Consider the following 20,913-nt stretch of genomic DNA (forward strand, 5'->3'; position numbering starts at 1 on the left):
CTGGGCCTTCATCCGCGCCCGCCGCTTCACCCACTCCTCCGGCGCCGGTGAGACCGGGCTCTCGCGCCTGCTGGAGCTGCACGCCTTCAACACCGCCGGTGACGCCGCCGTCGCGATCTCCCTGGCCGGCACGGTGTTCTTCACCGCTCCGACGGGCGAGGCGACCGGCCAGGTCGCCCTGTTCCTGGTCCTGACGATGCTGCCGTTCGCCGTCGTGGCACCGCTGATCGGGCCGTTCCTCGACAAGTTCCAGCGCGGTCGCCGCTGGGCGATCGGCGCCACCCTCGCGGTGCGCGCCTTCAGCTGCTGGGTCCTGGCCGGAGCCGTCGCCGAGCAGTCGGCGACCTTCTTCATCGCCGCGCTGCTCTGCCTCGTCTCGTCGAAGGCCTACGGCATCACGCGCGCCTCGGCCGTCCCGCGCCTGCTGCCGGAGCAGCTGACGCTCGTGAAGGCGAACTCCCGCATCTCGCTCACCGGCACCGCGGCCGGAGCCATCTCGGCGCCCCTCGCCGTCGGCGCCGCCTACTTCGGCGCCGAGTGGTCCCTGCGCTACGCCTTCGTCCTGTTCGTGGTCGGCACGGTGCTGGCCGTGCTGCTGCCCGCACGGGTCGACTCCAGCGACGGCGAGGACAAGATCGACCTGACCGCGGCCAACGGCGTCAAGGGCGTCCTCGCGCCGCGCGGCGTGGTCAACGCGCTGCGCTGCAACGCCGGCCTGCGGCTCATCACGGGCTTCCTGACGATCTTCATGGCCTTCGTCCTGCGCGAGCCGCCGGACTCCTTCGGGTGGGACGGCAACGCCACGATCCTGCTGGGCCTGGTGATCGGCGCCGCCGGAGCGGGCAACACCGTGGGCGTGCTCCTGGGCAACGTGCTGAAGTCGCGGGCGCCCGAGGCGATCGTCGTGTTCGTGCTGATCGTCGACACCGCAGTGCTCGTGCTCGTCTCGCTGACGCTGAGCTGGGTCACCGCGATGGTGCTCGGGCTCACCGCCGGCCTGTGCCAGTCGCTGGGCAAGCTCAGCCTGGACGCCCTGATCCAGCGCGACGTCCCCGAGCGGGTGCGCACCTCGATGTTCGCGCGCTCGGAGACCCTGATCCAGCTCAGCTGGGTCACCGGCGGCCTGATCGGCATCGGCCTGTTCACGATCGAGGCCAGCGTCAACACCGGCCTGCTGGTCGTGGCCGGCATCGGGCTGGCGTGGCTCGCGTTCGTCGTGACGAAGCTGCGCCAGGGCCCCCGCCCGGCGATCGAGGTCGACCGCGGCGAGAGCACCGACCCCTACGCCTGAGGTCAGGCGCGAGGAGACCTCAGTCGAGCTCGCCCGCCAGGGCGCGCAGCACCTGGGCGACGGGCTTGGTCTTCTTGGCGTCGGGGTGGCGGCCGTGACGGTAGCCCTCACCGAGGTCGTCGAGCATCCGGATCAGGTCCTCGACGATGACGACCATCTCCTCGGGCGTCTTGCGCTTCGCGGGGGCCGCCTTGCGACCCGCAGGAGCCGCTGCCGCCTCGATGATGCGCAGCTGCAACGCCTGGTCGCCGCGACGGCCCTGGACGATGCCGAACTCGACGCGCTGGCCCTGCTTGAGCGTCTCGACACCCTCGGGCAGCGCGTCGGCGTGCACGAAGACGTCGGCACCCTCGTCGGAGGACAGGAAGCCGAAACCCTTGGCGGCGTCGAACCACCGCACCTTGCCCGTGGGCATGCCGTGCCTTTCGTCGAAGCAGTCACGCGCGGCTGCGCGTCAGACCAGCCTAGTGGGTCGGTCGCTGCTCCGGAGCCGCCTCCGGCTCCTCGGGCACGGGCTCGAGCTCGGTGTCGGTGTCCTCGAAGCGGGCCTCGATGGTCTGGAACCCCTTGTGCCGCTGCATCTTGGCGTAGCTGATGTAGGCCCGCTGGTCGGCGTCGGTCAGCACGACGTTGTCGGTGAAGGGCGTCAGCAGGGCCCGCGGGTAGAGACGCCGCGCGACCACGACCATCGTCTCCAGCCCGATCACGACCATCAGCGCCGCCAGGAAGATGAACCCCATCAGGCCGAGGACCAGCGCGAACGTGCCGTTCATCTGGCTGGCCCGGTTGATCACGCCGGACACGTAGGCCTGGCCCAGGACCTGGAGCAGCTGCCACAGCAGCGCCGTCACGACGGCCCCCGGGAGCACGCGGCGCCAGGTCGCCCGACTACCGCTGATCAGGTGGAAGATCATCATGAACACCACGACCGTCAGCGCGAAGCCCACCCACCCGAAGATGCGGTTCAGGTCGTCGCCCCACGACGTGCCGAGGTTGTCGAGGTTGGCCAGCACCGAGCTGGCGATCGCGATGGTGAGGATCCCCAGGCCGCCGATCGCCAGGAAGATCAGGCTGCGGAAGCGCTGGAGGAACGGGTTGGCCCGGCTGTTGCGCGGCACGGCCCACACCTGGTTGGCCGCGTTCTGCACGGCCTGGCCGAGGTTGATCGCGCCGTACAGCGCCGTCACGACGCCGATCACGATCGCCGTCGTGCTGCCGCTCAAGCCCTCCGGGCGGCCGAGCTGGTCGCCCACGATCGGGAACTGGCTCAGGGCGGTGTCGAGCAACCGGTCGCGCAGCTCCGGATCACCCTGCAGGAAGAAGCCCAGCACCGAGGTGCCGATCAGCAGGATCGGGAAGATCGCGAAGAACGCGTAGTAGGCGATGATGGCCGCCAGGTACGGTCCCTGGTCGTCGAAGTACTTGTAGATGACCGCGATCGGGAGTCCCAGGACGCGGTACTTGCGCTGGACGGCATCGATCCGTCCGATCGAGGCGCCCTCGCCGCCGACCTCGGTCATGCGGACTCGAGATGACGCCGAGCGGCCTTCACGACCGTCGCGAACCGCGGCTCGTCGAGCACCGAGCCCTCGCGCCGCACCGTGTCGGGGTCGATCGTCAGGAAGCGGTTCAGGCGGACCTCGCTGGGCCGGCCTCGGGAGTCCCACGGACCGGTACCGATGTCGAGCCAGTACCGCCCGGCGCGGGCCTCCTGCTCGTGGTCGCGGTCGTGGTCCTTGCTCGTGAGCATCAGGCCGACCAGGTCGTCGCCGTCGTGACCGACCAGCAGGACCGGGCGGTCCTTGCCCTGCTGCGGGTCGTCCTCGTACGGCACCCACGTCCAGACGATCTCGCCCGGGTCGGGCTCCCCGTCGACGTCGGGTGCGTACTCGAACTTCACGGCATCAGCGTGCCACACGGTGCGACCGCGGGAGGCCCGACCTGCGGGCTCAGTCGAAGTCGGGCAGCTCGCGCTTCATGACCTTGCCGGTGGGGTTGCGCGGCAGCTCGTCGAGGAACTTGACCTTGCGCGGCACGGCGAAGCGGGCGACCCGCTCCTTCGCGTAGGCCACGACCTCGTCGAGGTCGAGCGACTCGCCGTCCTTGACCACGACGTAGGCGGCGAGGCAGTGGCCCCAGTCCTCGTCGGGGATGCCCGTCACGACGACGTCGGTGATCGCCGGGTGCTCGATCAGGGCGTCCTCGAGCTCGCGCGGGAAGACGTTCTCGCCGCCGGAGATGATCATGTCGTCGTCACGGCCCGCGACGAACAGGCGGCCCTCCTCGTCGAAGTAGCCGAGGTCGCCGGAGTGCATCAGGCCGTCAGCGAACGCCTTGGAGTTACCGTCGGTGTACCCGCCGAACTGCATCTCGTTGCCGACGTGGATGACGCCCGTCTCCCCCTGCGGCACCTCCTTGCCGTCGGTGTCGAGGATCTTGACGATCGTGCGCCACGGCACGCGCCCGGCGGTGCCCGGCGCGGCCCGCAGGTCCTCTGGCGAGGCGACCGAGACCCAGCCGGTCTCGGTCGCGCCGTAGAAGTTGTAGACCGAGTCGGTGAACAGGTCCATGAAGTGGTTCGCGAGGTCGCCGGCGAGGGCCGAGCCGCTGCTGGCGGTGATCTTCAGGCTCGACACGTCGGACTTCTCGACCGCCGTCGACGACGCGTCGACGAGCCGCTGCATCATCAGCGGCACCACGACCAGCACGTCGGCCTTGTAGGTGTCGATGTCGGCCAGCACCTGCTCGGGCTTGAACTTGCGACGCAGCACGTAGGTGGGAACCGTCGAGAGCCCGAAGCCGAAGTTGAGCAGGCCCCAGGAGTGGAACAGCGGCGCGGCCAGCACGACGGTGGAGTTGCCCGTGTACGGGATGGCTCCGAAGAACGTCATGAGCGGGTCGAGGTTCTCCGGCTCCTTGCGGTTCGCGCCCTTGGGCAGGCCCGTGGTGCCGGAGGTGAAGATCACGATGCCGCCGGGGCGCTCGGGCTTCTTGTGCGGCTTCGACGACTCGTCGGCCGAGAGCTTGGCGAGCGTCGGCAGGCCGTGGGAGTCGTCGTCCTCCCAGGCCACCAGGATCTGGTCGCGGTCGAGCTCGGAGGCGACCTTCAGGAACTCCTGGTCGACGATCGCGAGACCCGCGCCCTCGCGGCGGGTCAGCTCGCCGAGCTGCGACGCACTGGCCATCGTGTTGAGCAGCAGCACCTTCGCGCCGCGCTGCATCAGCGCGATCATCGCCACGACCATGTGGCGGTGGTTGCGGCACAGCAGCGCGACCGAGTCACCGGCGCCGATGCCCTTGGTGGCCAGGGCCGCGGTGGCGCGGTTGACCTCGTCGTACAGCTCCTGCCACGTGATCTCGCCCGCGTCGTCGATGATCGCGAGCTGGTTCGGGAACCGGGCGGCGGCGGCACCGGCCGCGGACGGGAAGCCGGGACCCCACGTGGCGAGCTTGATGCCGGCCTTCAGCAGACGGTGCGGAGGCTGGACCTTGAGGAGTCCGATCTGCCGCAGGACCTTCAGCTTGTACCCGACATCGCCCACGAGGTTTCCACCTGTTCCGCCAGACATGCTCCGACCGTACGACGGCGGAGCCCGATTCGCAGCAGCGTAACAGCGGTTTACCGCGCGGGCTCCTCGGCCATGAGCTCGGCCTCCTCGTCGGTGAAGATGCGTGAGCGGATCATGAAGCGCATCCCCGTGGGGCCCTCGATCGAGAAGCCGGCACCGCGGCCGGGCACGACGTCGATCGTGATGTGGGTGTGCGACCAGTAGTTGAACTGCTCGCGCGAGATGTGCACCGGCACGATGCCGGCCGGATCGATCTCGGGGTCCGGACCGATGTCGAGGTCGCCGAGGTGCACGTCGGTCGGCCCCACGATGTAGAAGCCCTGCGTGAAGCACATCGGGGCGGACCCGTCGCAGCAGCCGCCGGACTGGTGGAACATCAGCGGCTTGCCGTGCGAGGTGCGGAGCTCACGCAGCAGGTCGGCGGCCTTCTCGGTCATGGCGATGCGGTCCACGGTCATCACGGCTCCTACGGGTCGGTCGGACGGAGAGGGGAAGGCCTCGAGGCCCGACCGATGGGGCCGGGCCTCGAGGTGTCAGGAGTGTCGGCTCAGAAGAAGCCCTGGGCGTTGTTCGAGTAGCTCACCAGCAGGTTCTTGGTCTGCTGGTAGTGGTCGAGCATCATCAGGTGGTTCTCGCGCCCGATGCCCGACGACTTGTAGCCGCCGAACGCCGCGTGCGCCGGGTAGGCGTGGTAGTTGTTCGTCCACACCCGGCCCGCCTGGATGTCGCGACCCGCGCGGTACGCGGTGTTGGTGTCGCGCGACCACACCGCGGCACCGAGGCCGTAGAGCGTGTCGTTGGCGATGCTCATCGCGTCGTCGTAGTCGTCGAACCCGGTGACCGAGACGACCGGACCGAAGATCTCCTCCTGGAACACGCGCATCTTGTTGTGGCCCTGGAAGATCGTCGGTGCCACGTAGTAGCCGCCCGACAGGTCGCCGCCCAGGTCGACGCGCTCGCCACCGGTGATGATGCGAGCGCCCTCCTGCACGCCGATCTCGAAGTAGCTCAGGATCTTCTCGAGCTGGTCGTTGCTGGCCTGCGCGCCGATCATCGTGTCGGTGTCGAGCGGGTTGCCCTGCTTGATCAGCTTGGTGCGCTCGGTGGCCGCGGGCAGGAACTGCTCGAGGATCGAGTTCTGGATCAGCGCGCGGCTCGGGCAGGTGCAGACCTCGCCCTGGTTGAGCGCGAACATCGTGAAGCCCTCGAGTGCCTTGTCGTAGAAGGCGTCGTCCTTCGTGGCGACGTCCTCGAAGAACACGTTGGGCGACTTGCCGCCCAGCTCGAGCGTGACCGGGATGAGGTTCTGGCTGGCCATCTGCATGATGAGGCGGCCGGTCGTGGTCTCACCCGTGAAGGCGATCTTGCGGATGCGGTTGCTCGAGGCGAGCGGCGCGCCGGCCTCGGTGCCGAAGCCGTTGACGACGTTGAGCACGCCCGGGGGCAGCAGGTCGGCGACGAGCTCGACCAGCAGCATGATCGACGCCGGGGTCTGCTCCGCAGGCTTGAGCACGACGGCGTTGCCGGCGGCCAGCGCGGGAGCGAGCTTCCACACGGCCATCAGGATCGGGAAGTTCCACGGGATGATCTGGCCGACGACGCCCAGCGGCTCCTGGAAGTGGTAGGCGACCGTGTCCTCGTCGATCTGGGACAGGTGGCCCTCCTGGGCGCGGATCGCGCCGGCGAAGTAGCGGAAGTGGTCGACCGCCAGGGGCAGGTCGGCCGCCATCGTCTCGCGCACGGGCTTGCCGTTGTCCCAGGTCTCACCGACGGCGAGCATCTCGAGGTTCTGTTCGATGCGGTCGGCGATCTTGTTGAGGATCACGGCACGCTCGGCGACCGAGGTCTTGCCCCAGGCGGGGGCGGCGGCGTGGGCCGCGTCGAGCGCGGCCTCGATGTCCTCAGCGGTGCCGCGAGCGACCTCGGTGAAGACCTTGCCGTTGACGGGCGACACGTTCTCGAAGTACTGACCCTTGACCGGCGCGACGTACTCGCCGCCGATCCAGTGGTCGTAGCGGGGCTTGTAGCTGACGACGCTGCCCTCGGTGCCGGGCTGGGCGAAAACGGCCATGCGAACCACTCCTGCGTGATCTGTATCGGGATCGCCGCCTCGTGGCGGCGAGCGTGACGCTAGTCACACCGTCGTTGCCGCCGGGTTGCCCGAACGTTGCGCCGCAGGTCAGGGAGGTACGGGCCCGCCACCCGCCGACCTAGCTGAAGATCAGGCAGGACGAGGTCGCGTGCGCCACGAGGCGCCCCTCGCCGTCGAGGATCTGGGCCTCGGCCAGGGCCGTGCGCCGGCCGCGCTGCAGGACTCGGCCGCGAGCCTCGATGCGCCCGGTGTCGACCGTGACGGCGCGCAGGAACTTCACCGTCAGGTCGAGCGAGGTGTAGCCCTCCCCCGCGGCCAGGGTCGAGTGGACCGAGCAGCCCGCAGCGGTGTCGAGCAGCGTCGAGATGACGCCGCCGTGCACCGTGCCGAGCGGGTTGTAGTGACGCTGCTCGGGCACCAGGGCCACGCGGATCGCGCCAACCTCGCCGTCGAAGTCGATCATGCCGACGAGCGAGGAGATCGGTGCCGGCGGCGCCAGACCGTCGCGCATCGCCATGAGCTGCTCGTAGCCGGTCATGGCGGCGAGGTCGCGGACGGCGGAGTTCTGGGTCTCGGTCACGAACTCAGCGTGCCGGACCTGGCTGAGTCTGTCAAACAGACGTAGCATGGCTCACATGAGCACGTCTGCACCTGCCGCCCTCGCCTGGTCGACCGACAACTGCCCGATCGGCCGCGCCATGGAGATCCTCGGCGAGTCCGGCACCGTCATCGTGCTGCGCGAGATCTTCAACGGGGTGCGGCGCTTCGACCTGATGCAGCGCCACAGCGGGCTCTCCCGCGCGGTGCTGAGCCACCGGCTCGCCCTCCTGGTGGAGCACGGCATCGTGCAGCGGGTCGCCTATCGCGAGCCCGGCGACCGCGAGCGCCACGAGTACCGCCTGACCCAGCGCGGGTTCGACCTGCAGCCGGTCATGGTCGCGCTGGCCGACTGGGGCGGCACGCACCTGTCGGGCTCCGACGGCCCGGCCGTCGAGGTCGAGCACCGCGGGTGTGGCGCACGGGCGCACGTGGCCCTGGTCTGCGAGGACGGCCACCAGGTCGACCGGCTGCGCGACGTCCGCACCCGCCCCGGCCCCGGCGCCCTCCCCTTCACCTGACCCAGCCGCTCCCCCAGATGTGCTGGCTCGTCGGGCATGTCGTGCTGACGGAACCCCCGACAGGCCACCACATCTCGGGGCGGGGTCAGCCGAGGGCGTCGTCGAGGCGGGCGACGTGGGTCTCGACCTGCGTGTAACGGGGTGAGGAGACCGGGAGGATGTCGAGCGCGTGCTCCCAGATCTCGAAGTCGTCGCGGCCGTGAGCGGTGTCGGCGAACGTGAGGATCGCGTCGGCGTCGTCGCTGGCGAGCAGGGACGAGCGCACCCGCAGGTGCAGCGCGTCGCGGATCTCGACGACGGCGGGCGCCGACGACTCCGGCAGCACGGGGCCGCGGTAGTCGGCCACGGCCCGGCGCAGGTGCCCCTCGGCCAGGTCGCGACGCACGGCCGCGACGTCGGTCGCGACGGCGTTGGCCAGGCGGTAGGGCCGGGAGGCCAGGTCGACCGGCCCCAGCACGCTGCGCAGGCGCGAGATCTCGGCGCGGATCGTGACGTCGGCCTGCTCGTCGTCGCTGAGGGCGACCGCCAGCTCACCGGCCCGCCACCCCTCCTCGCGCTCGGTCAGCAGCAGGAGCAGCTCGCTGTGCCGCAGGCCGAGGCGCGACATCGTGCTGCCGTGACGGAACGTGGCGCCGCGCGCCCCCAGTACCTCCAGCGACGGCATGCTCCAGCCCGCACCGCTGACCGTGGAGGTCGGACCCGGCGGGCTGAGCCGTTGGATGCGCAGCTCGGCCTCGACCGCCGCGACCGTCGCCCGCACGAGCGAGAGGCTCTGCACCGTGGCGACCTCGGCGGTGCCCGTGAGGTCGAGGACGCCGAGCACGGCGCCGGTGTCGGGGTCGTGGATCGGCGCGGCGGAGCACGACCACGGCGTGACGTTGCGCGACAGGTGCTCCGGGCCGAAGATCTGGACCGGGCGGTCGAGCGCCAGTGCCGTGCCGGGCGCGTTGGTGCCGGCGCTGCCCTCGCTCCAGTCGGCGCCGGGGAGGAAGTGCATCCCCTCGGCGCGCGCCCTCAGGTCGTGCGAGCCCTCGACCCACAGCAGCTGACCGACCGCGTCGCTGACGGCGACCAGGTGCCCGGCCTCTGCCGCAGACTCGACCAGGAGCTGGCGGATGACGGGCATCGCGATCGCGAGCGGGTGCGCCGAGCGGATCTCCTCGAGCCGGTCGTCGTCGAGCACGATCGAGGCCAGCGAGTACTCGGGGTCGACCCCGCCGGCGAGGCTGCGCTGCCAGGAGTCGTGGACCAGGGTGCGCAGCGCGGGGTCGGCGAGCCCGGTCGAGACGAAGGCGTCGTGGGCGCGCGCGAGGTACCGCGCGAGCTGCTCGGCGTCGGCGCCGGGCGGCACGGCAAGGTCGTTGCTGCGTCCCATGACGGAAGGGTACTCCGGGGTGTGACAGGGGTCACGCCGCCCGCTCAGGCAGGCGAGCGCACCACGCCGTAGCGAGCGCAGAGGAACTCCCCGTTCACGCCCGAGTCGAGCAGCTCCAGCTCGACGGTGCCGGGAAGGAGCGGCATGCCCGAGCCGATCGCGACGGGCGCGATCGAGACGACGACCTCGTCGAGCAGCCCGGCCTCGGCGAACGCGGCGGCCAGGCCCCCTCCCCCGACGACCCACACGTCCTTGCCGCCGGCCGCCTCGACGAGCGCGGGGTGCACGTCCCCGACGTCACCCGCGGCAGCCCGCACGTCGGCGCCCTCCGGCACGGGCAGGTCGCGGCTCGTCATGACCCACGACGGCTGCGTGTAGAACCACGCGTCGCCGGACGCCGCCCGGTGCCGCTCGACCCAGTCGAAGGTCGACCGGCCCATCACGATCGCCCCGACGCCGGCCATGAAGCGGTCGTGCGACCAGGGGCTGTCGTCGTCGAGGCGACGGCTCAGCAGCCAGCCGAGGTCGTGGTCGTCGGTCGCGATGAACCCGTCAAGGGTCGTGGCGGTCGTGTAGACGGTGCGGGTCATTCGGCGCTCCTTCGGGCAATCCAGTCCAGGGGGTCGCCGGAGTCGGTCTCGACCCCGGCGTCGCGCAGCATCGCGCGGACGACGAGGCGCCGGTGCGCGGCGTAGGTCAGCACGTGGGCGACGATGCCGCCGAGCACGAAGCTCTCCGGCGGGTCGCACAGCGCGTCGATGACGCGGTCGCCCCAGGTGCCGTCGGACTCGGTGGTGCGGACCATCGCGAGCCACCGGGCCGCGACCTCGGCATGGTGGGCCCGCAGTGCCACGAGGTCGCGGGTGACGCGGACGGGCTGGTCGGCCCCGTCGATCGAGGCGAGCCAGACCTCCTTCGTCCACACGATCGCGGACAGGACCTCGGCGACGGTCTCCTCCGGCCCGTCCCAGGACAGGACCACCTGGCCCGGGCGCACGGGCGCCGCGGTGACGTCATCGGGGAGCCCGACGGCGAGGTCGAGCAGCGCGGCCGTGTCGGCGACGTCATGGTGGACCTGGAGCTGGACGACGTCGTGCCCGGGCGACGACGGCTCCCGGGCCGTGACCCACAGGTTCACGGGTGGGTGGAAGTGCACCCCGTTGGGCGCCGGGAGGCGGTGCACGGCACCGGGCGAGGTGGCGCTCGGCGGGTGGCCGTAGGCGCGGGCAAAGGCACGAGCGAATCCGTCGGTGCTGTCGTACCCCGCCTCGAGCGCGACCTCCGTGACGCCCGCGCCGCGGCCCAGCCGCCAGGCCGCCCGTTCGAGCATGACGCGGCGACGCAACGACACCGGTGGCTCGCCCGCGCCGCTCGACAGCGTGCGGGAGAAGTGGAACGGCGAGACGTAGGCCGCCTCGGCCATCGCGTCGAGGCTCGTGTTCTCCTCGCCCAGCACCGCGTCGAGCAGCTCACGCAGGCGGTCGCGGGGCACGGCATCGGGGCTCACGCCCCCAGTCTCGCCGACCCGGACCGTCCCGCGCCCGACCGTTCTTGCTCACCTGCCCACATCCCGGGGCGGTGAGTGTTCCACCGGGAGCGGTGAGTGTTCCACCGTCTGGAGACCCATACGGTGGAACACTCACCGCCCAAGCGGGTGGGGTCAGCGGCGCAGGACCTTGCGGGCCAGGGCGTTCCCGGCGAACTGGCCGGCCTGGACGATCAGGATCACGATGACCACGGCGGTCCACGTGACGACGGACTGGTACTGGCGGTAGCCCTCGGTGAGCGCGAGCTGGCCGAGGCCGCCGGCGCCGATCGTGCCGACGACGGCGGTCATGTCGACGATCGCGACCATCGCGAACGTGAAGCCCAGGATCAGGGGTCCCAGTGCCTCGGGCAGGAGGACCGTGCGGACGACCTGCCAGCGCGAGGCGCCCATCGCCCGCGCGGCCTCGAGCACGCCCGGGTCGACGCTCACGAGGTTCTGCTCCACGATCCGGCCGATGCCGAACGCCGACCCGAAGATGATCGCGACGACGGCGTGCCCCGTGCCGATGCCGTCGACACCGATCGCCCGCGAGAACGGCTGCAGCGCGACCGCGAGCAGGATGAACGGGATCGGTCGGAAGAAGTTGACCAGCACGTTGAGCACGAAGCTCGCGACGGCGTTCGGCGCGATGCCGCCCGCCCGGGTGACGTACAGCGCCGTGCCGATCACCAGGCCGAGGAAGCCGCCGACGACCAGGCCGGAGCCGGCGAGGAACAGCGTCTCGCCGAAGGCCGAGACGAACTGCGACTGGAGGTCGATGACCGGCTGGAAGAAGTCCCGGATGCCGTCGAGGATGCTCATCGAGCCGCCCCCTCGCCCGTGCCGAGGTCCCGGACCGGGACCAGCTCACCGAGCCGCGTCACGACCGCGTCGACGGCGGCGGTCTCGCCGCGCAGCTCGAGCGTCAGGTGGCCGAAGCTGCGCCCGCGGACGTCCTCGAGACCGCCGTAGACCAGCTCGAACTCCAGGCCCGCCCGGACGATCTCGGTGAACACCTGCGACTGCGTCGCGGCGTCGTCGCGGAACGAGACCGTGATGAGACGACCGGGGTGCCGGCGACGCAGCTGCTCGAGCTCGTGCTCCTGCGGCACGTCGTCGACGATCGTGCGCACGAACCGCTGCGTGGCCGCGTGCCGAGGGGCGGAGAAGATCTCGAACGCGCTGCCGCTCTCGACGATGCCTCCCTCCTCCATCACGACGATGCGGTCGGCGATCGTCTTGACGACCTCCATCTCGTGCGTGATGACCAGGACCGTGACCCCGAGCTCGGTGTTGACCCGCTTCAGCAGGTTGAGCACCTCGACGGTCGTCTCGGGGTCGAGCGCGCTCGTGGCCTCGTCGGCCAGCAGGATCGACGGGCCGGCCGCCAGCGCGCGGGCGATGCCGACGCGCTGCTTCTGGCCGCCGGAGAGCTGCTCGGGGTACGCGAGCGCCTTGTCGAACAGGCCGACGAAGCGCAGCAGCTCCGAGACGCGCTCGCGCTGCTCCTGCTTGGACTTCCCGGCGACCTCGAGCGGGTAGGCGATGTTGCCGTAGACCGTGCGTGACGTGAACAGGTTGAACTGCTGGAAGATCATGCCGATGTTGCGGCGGACCTCGTTGAGGTCGCGCTCGCGCAGGCGGGTGATGTCGACGCCGTCAACGACGACCCGACCGTCGGTGGCCCGCTCGAGCGCGTTGACGACGCGCAGCAGCGTCGACTTGCCGGCGCCCGAGTAGCCGACGATGCCGACGATCTCGCCGGCCTTCACCGACAACGACACGTCCTGGACCGCGTGCACGGGTTCGCCGCGCCGGTTGCGGGGCGGGAACGTCACGGAGACGTTCTCCAGCTCGATGATGGCCATCTGGATCCTTCGGTCAACCACGCGTCACGGTCCGGTGCCGCCCGCCTGAGCAGGATGGCACCGGACCGTCGGACGAGGACAGCGTTACTTCTTGTTCTCCTCGACGACCTTCTCGGTGTCGCTGAGGATCTGGACCAGCTCGTCGACGGGCGTGGTCAGCAGCACCGCGGTGCCGCCGGAGACCTCGAGCACGCCGTCGGTGACGGCCTTCGTGTCCTGGTAGATCTCGACGAGCTTGAGGTAGTCCTCGTTGTCCTTGTCCTCGTCGCGGGCGACGAACACGTTGACGTACGGCGCGGCGACCGGGTCGGACGGGTCGTCCGTCGCCAGGGCGGCGTCGAAGTCGAGGCCGGCGTCCTCCACGAAGTCGTTGTTGACGATCGCCGCGGCGACGTCGTCGAGGCTCGAGGCGGTGAAGTCGGCGCCGGCCGTGATGACCTCGACGCGCGAGCTCGCGGTGTCGACGTCGGACAGGTCCGAGAAGATCGTGCCGCCGTCGGACAGCTCGATGAGGCCCGCGTCCTGCAGGATCTTCAGGCCACGGGCCTGGTTGCTGGTGTCGTCGGGCACGATGACGCGCGAGCCGTCCGGGATGTCCTCCGCCGAGGTGTACTGCTTGGAGTACAGCGCCAGCGGGTAGATCGCGGTGGCGCCGATCGGCGTCAGGTTGTCGTCGTTGGAGACGTTGTAGTCCGCCAGGAAGACCAGGTGCTGGAACTGGTTCAAGTCCAGCTCGCCGTTGCTCAGCGCGGCGTTGAGCTGCGTGTAGTCGGAGAAGTCGACGATCTCGACCTCGATGCCGTCGTCGGCAGCGGCCTCCTCGAACGTCTTCCAGTACGGGTCGCTCGCGCCGACGACGCCGATCTTGATGGCGTCCCCGTTGTCGCGGAGGAACAGGAAGTACCCACCGGCGAGGAGGGCGAGGACGATGACGATGACGACGGCGAGCAGACCCTTGCGGCTCTTGGGGGCGTCGACGAGCTGGTCGGACATGAGAAGTTCCTTCGGACGTTCAGGAGGCCGGATCGCGGCCCCTCGGGGGACGCCGGGGATCTCCCGGCCCCACCACCGTAGGAACCTCCGAACCACGATCCGGACCACCGTTCACGATGCGAGACGCGGTGGCGTGGGCCCCCTCACGTGTGGTGGGACGAGCAGACGTCACGGCGTGTCGGCGAAGTCCCAGGTCGTGTCCTCACGGACGACCCGGGCGGGCGTCCCGGCGACGACCGTGCGCGCCGGCACCTTCTGACCCCGCACGAGGCTGCGCAGTCCGACGCACACGTCGTCGCCGATCTCGACGTGGCCCGTCACGACGGCCTCGCGGCACAACCACACGTGTCGCCCGATGCGGATGTGCGCGCCGAAGGGGTTGATCCGCTCCCCCGTGGTCCGGTCGGTGAGGCGGTGCATGTCGTCGGTCGCGAGGTAGACGCCGGCGGCCCAGAGCTGGTCGCCGTCGACGACGATCGAGCCACCGTTGCGGGCGTCGAGCAGCGGCTGCCGCGTCGCGACGACCGGGCCGTGCAGGACGATCTGGGAGTCGGCGCCGCAGTAGATCTCGCCGGCAGTCAGCACGACCCGCTCGTCGAGGAAGACCGTCGCCCGGTCGCCGCCGACCAGCAGGGAAGTGAGGTGCTCCATCGGCGAGCCGATCGCGATCACGACGTCGCGCATCGGGAACAGCGTGAGGTTGGCCAGCACCGCGTCGGTCAGGTAGGCGCCCTCGGCGAGGTACAGCGCGTTGTCGCAGTCGTGCCACCACGCGGGGACGCCCTCGCTGACGCGGCGCCAGGTCTGCGCGTCGAGCGCCTCGCTGCGGACGCCGGCCGAGCGCAGCCGCTGCCGATGTGCGTCGATCACCACCGCATCATGTCGCATCGTCCGACCCTGGCCGCTCGCACCTGCGCGCCCCTAGACTTCCCGGCACGGGCCCCGACGTTCCGTGGCCCCGATCGCGCCGGCACGAGGAGCCCCCACATGACCGAGCCCGATCGTGACGTCGTCGTCGTCGGAGCCGGTGCCGCAGGCCTCACCGCCGCCACCCGGCTGCGCGCCGCAGGGCTGTCGGTGCTCGTGCTGGAGGCCCGCGACCGCGTCGGCGGGCGGCTGTGGACGCAGGACGTCGACGGGGCGACGCTCGAGCTCGGCGGCCAGTGGGTCTCGTCCGACCAGACGGCCCTGATCGAGACGCTCGACGAGCTCGGCCTGGAGACCTACGAGCGCTACCGCGAGGGCGAGTCGGTCTACGTCGGCCCGGACGGCACCAGCACCCGCTACACCGGCGAGATGTTCCCCGTCCCGCCCGCCACCGAGGCGGCGATCGACGCCCTGGTCGAGCGGCTGGAAGCGCTCGTCGCGCAGGTCGACCCCGACCGGCCGTGGGAGCACCCGGACGCCGACGCCCTCGACCGCGTCTCGTTCGAGGCCTGGCTCGCGGAGCAGACCCCCGACCAGGAGGCCCGCGACAACGTCGCCCTGTTCATCGCGGGCGCGATGCTGACCAAGCCCCCGCACGCCTTCTCGGCGCTCCAGGCGCTGCTCATGGCGGCCAGCGCCGGATCGTTCTCGAACCTCGTCGACCCCGACTTCATCCTGGACCGCCGGGTCGTCGGAGGCCTGCAGTCGGTGCCGCTGCGCCTGGCCGAGCGGCTCGGCGACGACGTGCGCCTCGGCCAGCCCGTGCGCGAGATCGCCTGGTCCGACGTCGGCGCCCTGGTCCGCACGCCCGACCTCGCGGTGCGGGCCCGCCACGTCGTCCTCGCCGTGCCGCCGGTCCTGTACTCGCGGATCAGCTACTCGCCACCCCTGCCGCGGCGCCAGCACCAGCTGCACCAGCACCTCTCGATGGGCCTGGTCATCAAGGTGCACGCGGTCTACGAGACCCCGTTCTGGCGCGACCTCGGACTCTCGGGCACGGCGTTCGGTCCGTACGAGGTGTGCCACGAGGCGTACGACAACACGCTGCACGGCGACCCCCGCGGCACGCTGGTGGGCTTCGTGTCCGACCGCAACGCCGACGACCTGTTCGCGCTCGACGCCGACGAGCGGCGCGAGCGGATCCTGACCTCGATGTCGCACTACTACGGCCCGCAGACCCTCGAGCCGAGCGTCTACTACGAGAGCGACTGGGGCTCCGAGGAGTGGACCCGCGGCGCCTACGCGGCGAGCTTCGACCTCGGCGGCCTGCACCGCTACGGCCCCGACCTGCGCACCCCCGTCGGCCCGATCCGCTTCGCGTGCAGCGACCTGGCGGGGCTGGGCTACCAGCACGTCGACGGCGCGATCCGCATGGGCGCGCTCGTGGCCGACCAGATCGTCCAGACCGAGAAGCACCGCACCGAGAGGACCCGCTGATGACCGAGTACGCCGTGGTGAACCCCGCGACCGGCGAGCAGGTGGCCGCCTACCCGACCGCCACCGACGCCCAGGTCGAGGACGCGATCGCGCGGGCGGCCCAGGCGCACCGCGCGCTCGTCGCCGACGCCGACCCGCAGGCCCGGGCCACGGCGCTGCGGGCCGTCGCGACCGCGCACCGCGAGCGGCGCGAGGAGCTCGCGGACGTCATCGTGCGCGAGATGGGCAAGCCGCGTGAGGCCGCGCTCGGCGAGGTCGACTTCGCCGCCGACATCTACGAGTACTACGCCGACCACGTCGGCGACATCCTGCGCGACCGGCCCATCGACCTGCTCGGCGGCGAGGGTTCGGGACTCGTGCGGCGGGCCCCGATCGGCGCGCTGCTCGGGATCATGCCGTGGAACTTCCCGTACTACCAGGTCGCCCGGTTCGCCGGACCGAACCTGGCCCTGGGCAACACGATCGTCCTGAAGCACGCCCCGCAGTGCCCCGAGTCGGCCGCGCTGATCGAGGAGATCTTCGCCGGCACCGGACTGCCCGACGGCGCCTACGTCGACCTGCGGGCCTCGAACGAGCAGGTCGCCGAGATCATCATCCCCGACCGACGCATCCAGGGCGTCTCGGTCACGGGCTCCGAGCGGGCCGGCGCAGCCGTCGCCGAGGTCGCGGGCCGCCACCTCAAGAAGGTCGCGCTCGAGCTGGGCGGGTCCGACCCGTTCGTGCTGCTCTCGACCGACGACCTCGACGCGACGGTCGAGGCCGCCGTCGGGGCGCGCATGGACAACTCGGGCCAGTCCTGCAACGGTGCCAAGCGGTTCATCGTCGCCGACGACCTCTACGACGCGTTCCTGGAGAAGTTCACCGCCGCGATGACCGCGGTGCGGCCCGCCGATCCGACGTCGGACGACACCGAGCTCGGACCGCTGTCGTCGCTGGCGGCGGCGGAGCGCCTGCAGGACCAGGTCGACCGTGCCGTCGCCCAGGGCGCGACCCTCGTGGCCGGCGGCACCCGCGACGGAGCGTTCGTCGTGCCGACCGTGCTGACCGACGTCTCGCCCGAGAACGACGCCTACCGCGAGGAGTTCTTCGGGCCCGTCGCGGTCGTGTACCGCGTCGACGGCGAGGACGCGGCGGTCGAGCTCGCCAACGACACCGACTTCGGGCTCGGGTCGTACGTCTTCACGACCGACGAGGCGCAGGCCGACCGGGTCGCCGACCGCATCGAGGCGGGCATGGTCTTCGTCAACCTCGTGCTGGCGGACTCCCCCGAGCTGCCGTTCGGCGGCATCAAGCGCAGCGGCACGTCCCGCGAGCTGGGCCTGCTGGCGGCCGACGAGTTCGCGAACCACAAGCTGATCCGGAAGGCCTGACAGCCGTCACCGGCTGAGCCCGCTCAGCGCGACAGGACGCCGGCGGGATCGGCCAGGAGCGACTCGAACGCCGCCTCGGCCGCACCGACGAGGACCGTGTCGGCACCCAGCGTCGGTCGGGTGACGAGCACCTGGCCGCCGGCCGCGGACATGACCCCCGACCGCACGGCGGCGAGGATCTCGGGCTCGACGAGCCGGTGCAGCGAGGCGAGGTAGCCGCCGAGCACGACGACCTGCGGGTTGAGCATGTTGATGACGTTCGCGAGCCCGTGACCGACGTGGTGCGCGATCTCGTGCAGCGACTCGGGCGGCCCGTCGAAGTCGTCGAGCACGGCGTCGAGCGTCGGCACGACGTCGGCGGGCGCGCCGATGGCCCGCGCGATCGCGACCGCGCCGACCTGTGTCTCCCAGCAGCCGCGGCTGCCGCAGTGGCAGCGCAGTCCGTTCGGGGCGAAGGACATGTGCCCGATCTCGCCCGCGAAACCACCGGCACCACCGAGGGGGCGACCGTCGGTGATGACGCCGGCACCGACGCCGACGTCACCGGAGACGTAGACGAGGTGGTCGACCGCGACGCCGGCCCCCCGGACGTGCTCGGCGCGCGCTCCCAGGTCGGCGTCGTTGGCGATCACGTGGTCGACGGTCAGACCGAGCCGCTCGCGCACCAGCGCCGCGAAGGGCACCTCGTGCCATCCGAGGTTGGGGGCGAAGACGACCATCCCGTCGGCCTCGCGCACGACACCCGGGACGCTGATGCCGACGCCGACGAGGGTCGACTCCGGGGACGCGTCGGCGCGCACGGCGGCGACGAGCCCCACGATGGTCTCGGCGACGTGCTCGGGCGCCGGCTCGGGCGGCAGGTTCACGCGCGCCCGCACCTCGACGTCGCAGCCGAGACCGACCCGGCCCACGACGACCCGGTCGACCCCCACGTCGATCGCGAGCACGTAGGCCCGTCGCGAGACGACCTCCAGCCCCGCCGACGGTCGGCCCGCGCCCGCTCGGGACGCGACCGGGGTCGAGCGCCGGACGAGGCCCAGGTCCTCGAGCGTCGCGGCGAGACCACCGATCGTGCTGCGGTTGAGCGCCATCTGGCTCGTCAACGAGGCGCGTGAGGTGCTCCCGGTGCGGTGGACGTACCGCAGGACCGTTCCCAGGTTGTGCCGACGGACGGCCTCCTGGTTGGTTCCTGTCCCGGCGCGCGCCACCCCCGTCACGGTAGTGCCCGCCGGCCTCACGCCACGCCGGCGGCCGACCGCCGACGTCGCGAGATCGCGTCGACCGCGGCGGCGAGCAGGAGCACCGATCCCGTCACCACGAAGTTGATGTAGCTCGGCTGGTCGAGCAGGCCCAGGCCGTTGGTGATCGTCGCGATCACGAGCCCGCCGATCACTGCGTCGCGGGCCTTGCCCTTGCCGCCGAACAGGCTGGTGCCGCCGATGACGGCCGCGCCCACGGCGTACAGCAGCGTGTTGCTGCCGCCGGAGGACGCCGAGACCTTGCCCGCGTTGGAGGCGGCGATGATGCCGCTGATCGCCGCCATCGAGGAGCAGATCATGAAGGCAGAGACGCGGATCCGGTCGACGTTGATGCCGGCGCGACGCGCCGCCTCGCGGTTGCCGCCGACCGCGTACAGGTGGCGGCCGTAGGCCGTGCGGGTCAGCACGTACGTCCAGAAGATCAGCAGGAAGCCGACGAGCGGGAGCACCCACGGGATGCCCTCGATCGGGAAGTTCGGGTTGCGGCTGCGGTTGCTGTTGAGGACGGCTGTCAGCACCAGCACCGGCACGGCGAGGCCGATGATCTTGAACATCACCACGGCGAGCGGGAGGTGCTGGAGGTTCTGGCGCACCTGCCGACGGTGACGCAGCAGCGAGAGGACCGCGAAGGCCACGACGACACCGCCCGCGAACGCCCACCCGGCCGCGACGGGCATGTTGTCGATCGAGATGCCGCGGATGAACGAGTTGTCGACGCGCACCGAGCCGCCCTCGCCGATCATGCGGAGCAGGGCGCCCTGCAGACCCAGGAAGAAGGCCAGCGTCACGACGAACGACGGGATGCCGAGCTTCGCGACCAGCACGCCGATCACGAAGCCGATCACCGCGCCCGTGGCGATGCCGCCGAGGACGGCGACCGGCCAGCCCTGGCCCTGGTCGCGGATCAGCAGGGCCGCGACCGTGGCGGAGGTCGCCCCGGCGAAGCCGGCGGACAGGTCGATGTCGCCCAGCAGCAGGACGAAGACGAGCCCCATCGCGAGCACGCAGATCGCGCCGGCCTGGGTGATCAGGTTGGCGATGTTGAGCTCGGTCAGGAAGGTGTCGCTCGCGATGCTGAAGCCGATGACGAGCGCGAGGAGGCCGAGGGTCGCCGGGAGGGCGCCCATGTCGCCGCCCCGCAGGCGGGTCAGGTAGTCGCGGCCGGCCTCGCGCAGGCCGGAGGCGCTGTGGGAGTCCGAGGCGAAGTCGGACCCGGCGAGCCCCGGCGTGGGGGTCGTGTCGGTGGACATCTGGTTCCTGCTCTCGAGAGTCGTGGGTGATCAGACGGGCGTGGCGGCCGGCGCGAGCCCGAGGGCCCCGCTGCGGCCGGCCGTGATGAGCTCGACGACCTGCCCGTGGGTGACGTCCTTGGTGGCGACGTCTGCCGCGACGCGGCCGAGGTAGAGCGCGGTGATGCGGTCGGCGACCTCGAACACGTCGTTCATGTTGTGCGAGATCAGCACGACGCCGAGGCCCTGGTCGGCCAGGCGGCGCACGAGGTCGAGGACCTGGCGGGTCTGGGCCACGCCCAGCGCCGCGGTCGGCTCGTCGAGCAGCACGACCTTGGAGTTCCAGAGCACGGCCTTGGCGATCGCGACGGTCTGACGCTGGCCGCCCGACAGGCTGGCGACGCCCTGGCGCACCGACTTGACGGTGCGCACCGAGAGCGACGCCAGCGTCTCGCGGGCGCGCTCCTCCATCGTGGCCTCGTCGAGCAGCGGGCCCTTCTTCAGCTCGCGGCCGAGGAACATGTTCTCGACGATGTCGAGGTTGTCGCACAGCGCGAGGTCCTGGTAGACGACCTCGATGCCGAGCTCGGACGCCTCCTTCGGGCTGGTGATGTTCACCTGCTGCCCGTCGAAGTACTGCTCGCCGGAGTCGGCGGCGTAGATGCCGGCGACGGTCTTGACCAGCGTGGACTTGCCGGCGCCGTTGTCGCCGACGAGGGCCGTGACCTGGCCGGGGTGGACGGCGAAGTTCACGTCGTGCAGGACGTGGACGGCGCCGAAGATCTTGTTGACGTTCCGCAGCTCCAGGAGCGGGGTGCCGGTCATGCGGTCCTCCGAGACAAGGGGATCAGGTGGGG

General features: G+C 71.1%; 21 protein-coding genes. 4 read left to right on the forward strand and 17 right to left on the reverse strand.

Going from position 1 to position 20,913, the window contains the following annotated elements:
- On the forward strand, positions 1-1,291 hold a 1,291-nt coding region (locus tag ABD127_RS10235; protein ID WP_344200822.1), incomplete at its 5' end, for an MFS transporter.
- Positions 1,292-1,310: 19 nt separating this feature from the next.
- Here ABD127_RS10235 and ABD127_RS10240 read toward each other — a convergent pair.
- The 7 genes from ABD127_RS10240 to ABD127_RS10270 all read right to left on the reverse strand — a co-directional run bounded on the left by ABD127_RS10240 (position 1,311) and on the right by ABD127_RS10270 (position 7,532).
- Complete coding sequence (locus ABD127_RS10240) at positions 1,311-1,706, reverse strand: cold-shock protein (protein WP_344200825.1); 396 nt, start codon at positions 1,704-1,706, stop codon at positions 1,311-1,313.
- A gap of 49 nt (positions 1,707-1,755) precedes the next feature.
- Entirely contained in the window at positions 1,756-2,811 is a 1,056-nt protein-coding gene (locus ABD127_RS10245; protein ID WP_344200827.1) for a YihY/virulence factor BrkB family protein, read from the reverse strand.
- Positions 2,808-3,191 (reverse strand): type II toxin-antitoxin system PemK/MazF family toxin, encoded by a 384-nt coding sequence (locus ABD127_RS10250; protein ID WP_344200829.1) that lies wholly within the window; start codon positions 3,189-3,191, stop codon positions 2,808-2,810. Before ABD127_RS10250 ends, ABD127_RS10245 begins: the two co-directional genes overlap by 4 nt.
- Before the next feature lie 49 nt (positions 3,192-3,240).
- Positions 3,241-4,860 (reverse strand): AMP-binding protein, encoded by a 1,620-nt coding sequence (locus tag ABD127_RS10255; RefSeq protein WP_344200832.1) that lies wholly within the window; start codon positions 4,858-4,860, stop codon positions 3,241-3,243.
- Positions 4,861-4,910: 50 nt separating this feature from the next.
- Positions 4,911-5,318 carry a DUF779 domain-containing protein gene (locus ABD127_RS10260; protein WP_344200835.1) on the reverse strand — a complete coding sequence of 136 codons (408 nt, stop codon included), beginning with the start codon at positions 5,316-5,318 and terminating at the stop codon, positions 4,911-4,913.
- 89 nt (positions 5,319-5,407) lie between these two features.
- A complete protein-coding gene (exaC, locus tag ABD127_RS10265) occupies positions 5,408-6,931 on the reverse strand; it encodes an acetaldehyde dehydrogenase ExaC (protein ID WP_344200838.1) in 1,524 nt (507 codons plus the stop codon).
- A 139-nt stretch (positions 6,932-7,070) separates the two neighbouring features.
- Complete coding sequence (locus tag ABD127_RS10270; RefSeq protein ID WP_344200841.1) at positions 7,071-7,532, reverse strand: PaaI family thioesterase; 462 nt, start codon at positions 7,530-7,532, stop codon at positions 7,071-7,073.
- 55 nt (positions 7,533-7,587) lie between these two features.
- Here ABD127_RS10270 and ABD127_RS10275 point away from each other — a divergent pair, with 55 nt between their 5' ends.
- Positions 7,588-8,070, forward strand: a complete 483-nt coding sequence (locus tag ABD127_RS10275; protein WP_344200844.1) for a winged helix-turn-helix transcriptional regulator — start codon at positions 7,588-7,590, stop codon at positions 8,068-8,070.
- An 85-nt stretch (positions 8,071-8,155) separates the two neighbouring features.
- On the opposite strand, the gene ABD127_RS10280 is transcribed toward ABD127_RS10275, so the two are convergent.
- From ABD127_RS10280 to ABD127_RS10310, 7 genes are all read right to left on the reverse strand, one after another.
- The gene (locus ABD127_RS10280; RefSeq protein WP_344200847.1) at positions 8,156-9,445 is read right to left on the reverse strand and encodes a GAF domain-containing protein; all 1,290 of its coding nucleotides are present in this window, start codon (positions 9,443-9,445) and stop codon (positions 8,156-8,158) included.
- A gap of 44 nt (positions 9,446-9,489) precedes the next feature.
- Positions 9,490-10,035, reverse strand: coding sequence for a dihydrofolate reductase family protein (locus tag ABD127_RS10285; protein ID WP_344200850.1), 546 nt, complete (start codon positions 10,033-10,035; stop codon positions 9,490-9,492).
- Positions 10,032-10,952, reverse strand: a complete 921-nt coding sequence (locus tag ABD127_RS10290) for a helix-turn-helix domain-containing protein (RefSeq protein ID WP_344200852.1) — start codon at positions 10,950-10,952, stop codon at positions 10,032-10,034. The genes ABD127_RS10285 and ABD127_RS10290 overlap by 4 nt, the downstream gene beginning before the upstream one ends.
- Before the next feature lie 153 nt (positions 10,953-11,105).
- The gene (locus ABD127_RS10295; RefSeq protein ID WP_425545821.1) at positions 11,106-11,777 is read right to left on the reverse strand and encodes a methionine ABC transporter permease; all 672 of its coding nucleotides are present in this window, start codon (positions 11,775-11,777) and stop codon (positions 11,106-11,108) included.
- 14 nt (positions 11,778-11,791) lie between these two features.
- Entirely contained in the window at positions 11,792-12,841 is a 1,050-nt protein-coding gene (locus tag ABD127_RS10300; protein ID WP_344200857.1) for a methionine ABC transporter ATP-binding protein, read from the reverse strand.
- 84 nt (positions 12,842-12,925) lie between these two features.
- A complete protein-coding gene (locus tag ABD127_RS10305; RefSeq protein ID WP_344200859.1) occupies positions 12,926-13,834 on the reverse strand; it encodes a MetQ/NlpA family ABC transporter substrate-binding protein in 909 nt (302 codons plus the stop codon).
- A 168-nt stretch (positions 13,835-14,002) separates the two neighbouring features.
- Positions 14,003-14,704, reverse strand: coding sequence for an acyltransferase (locus ABD127_RS10310; protein WP_344200862.1), 702 nt, complete (start codon positions 14,702-14,704; stop codon positions 14,003-14,005).
- 117 nt (positions 14,705-14,821) lie between these two features.
- Between ABD127_RS10310 and ABD127_RS10315 the strand changes: the two genes are divergently transcribed.
- On the forward strand, positions 14,822-16,198 hold the full coding sequence (locus ABD127_RS10315) for a flavin monoamine oxidase family protein (protein WP_344200864.1): 1,377 nt from the start codon (positions 14,822-14,824) through the stop codon (positions 16,196-16,198).
- A complete protein-coding gene (locus ABD127_RS10320) occupies positions 16,198-17,568 on the forward strand; it encodes an aldehyde dehydrogenase family protein (protein WP_344200867.1) in 1,371 nt (456 codons plus the stop codon). The genes ABD127_RS10315 and ABD127_RS10320 overlap by 1 nt, the downstream gene beginning before the upstream one ends.
- 23 nt (positions 17,569-17,591) lie before the next feature.
- Here the strand turns inward: ABD127_RS10320 and ABD127_RS10325 are convergent, their stop codons facing one another.
- The 3 genes from ABD127_RS10325 to ABD127_RS10335 are packed head-to-tail and all read right to left on the reverse strand — an operon-like array spanning position 17,592 to position 20,881.
- A complete protein-coding gene (locus tag ABD127_RS10325; RefSeq protein ID WP_344200869.1) occupies positions 17,592-18,776 on the reverse strand; it encodes an ROK family transcriptional regulator in 1,185 nt (394 codons plus the stop codon).
- Between the two features lie 26 nt (positions 18,777-18,802).
- The gene (locus tag ABD127_RS10330; protein WP_344200872.1) at positions 18,803-20,077 is read right to left on the reverse strand and encodes a sugar ABC transporter permease; all 1,275 of its coding nucleotides are present in this window, start codon (positions 20,075-20,077) and stop codon (positions 18,803-18,805) included.
- A 30-nt stretch (positions 20,078-20,107) separates the two neighbouring features.
- Positions 20,108-20,881, reverse strand: a complete 774-nt coding sequence (locus tag ABD127_RS10335; RefSeq protein ID WP_344200875.1) for an ATP-binding cassette domain-containing protein — start codon at positions 20,879-20,881, stop codon at positions 20,108-20,110.
- Positions 20,882-20,913: the final 32 nt, after the last annotated feature.

It is taken from the genome of Aeromicrobium alkaliterrae (assembly GCF_039529015.1).
GTDB lineage: Bacteria > Actinomycetota > Actinomycetes > Propionibacteriales > Nocardioidaceae > Aeromicrobium > Aeromicrobium alkaliterrae.

Coding starts and splice junctions, on each gene's coding strand:
- ABD127_RS10320 (WP_344200867.1), top strand. CDS start 16,198: ATGACCGAGTACGCCGTGGTGAACCCCGCGACCGGCGAGCAGGTGGCC.
- ABD127_RS10305 (WP_344200859.1), bottom strand. CDS start 13,834: ATGTCCGACCAGCTCGTCGACGCCCCCAAGAGCCGCAAGGGTCTGCTC.
- ABD127_RS10240 (WP_344200825.1), bottom strand. CDS start 1,706: ATGCCCACGGGCAAGGTGCGGTGGTTCGACGCCGCCAAGGGTTTCGGC.
- ABD127_RS10280 (WP_344200847.1), bottom strand. CDS start 9,445: ATGGGACGCAGCAACGACCTTGCCGTGCCGCCCGGCGCCGACGCCGAG.
- ABD127_RS10315 (WP_344200864.1), top strand. CDS start 14,822: ATGACCGAGCCCGATCGTGACGTCGTCGTCGTCGGAGCCGGTGCCGCA.
- ABD127_RS10335 (WP_344200875.1), bottom strand. CDS start 20,881: ATGACCGGCACCCCGCTCCTGGAGCTGCGGAACGTCAACAAGATCTTC.
- ABD127_RS10300 (WP_344200857.1), bottom strand. CDS start 12,841: ATGGCCATCATCGAGCTGGAGAACGTCTCCGTGACGTTCCCGCCCCGC.
- ABD127_RS10255 (WP_344200832.1), bottom strand. CDS start 4,860: ATGTCTGGCGGAACAGGTGGAAACCTCGTGGGCGATGTCGGGTACAAG.
- ABD127_RS10260 (WP_344200835.1), bottom strand. CDS start 5,318: ATGACCGTGGACCGCATCGCCATGACCGAGAAGGCCGCCGACCTGCTG.
- ABD127_RS10275 (WP_344200844.1), top strand. CDS start 7,588: ATGAGCACGTCTGCACCTGCCGCCCTCGCCTGGTCGACCGACAACTGC.
- ABD127_RS10245 (WP_344200827.1), bottom strand. CDS start 2,811: ATGACCGAGGTCGGCGGCGAGGGCGCCTCGATCGGACGGATCGATGCC.
- exaC (WP_344200838.1), bottom strand. CDS start 6,931: ATGGCCGTTTTCGCCCAGCCCGGCACCGAGGGCAGCGTCGTCAGCTAC.
- ABD127_RS10285 (WP_344200850.1), bottom strand. CDS start 10,035: ATGACCCGCACCGTCTACACGACCGCCACGACCCTTGACGGGTTCATC.
- ABD127_RS10330 (WP_344200872.1), bottom strand. CDS start 20,077: ATGTCCACCGACACGACCCCCACGCCGGGGCTCGCCGGGTCCGACTTC.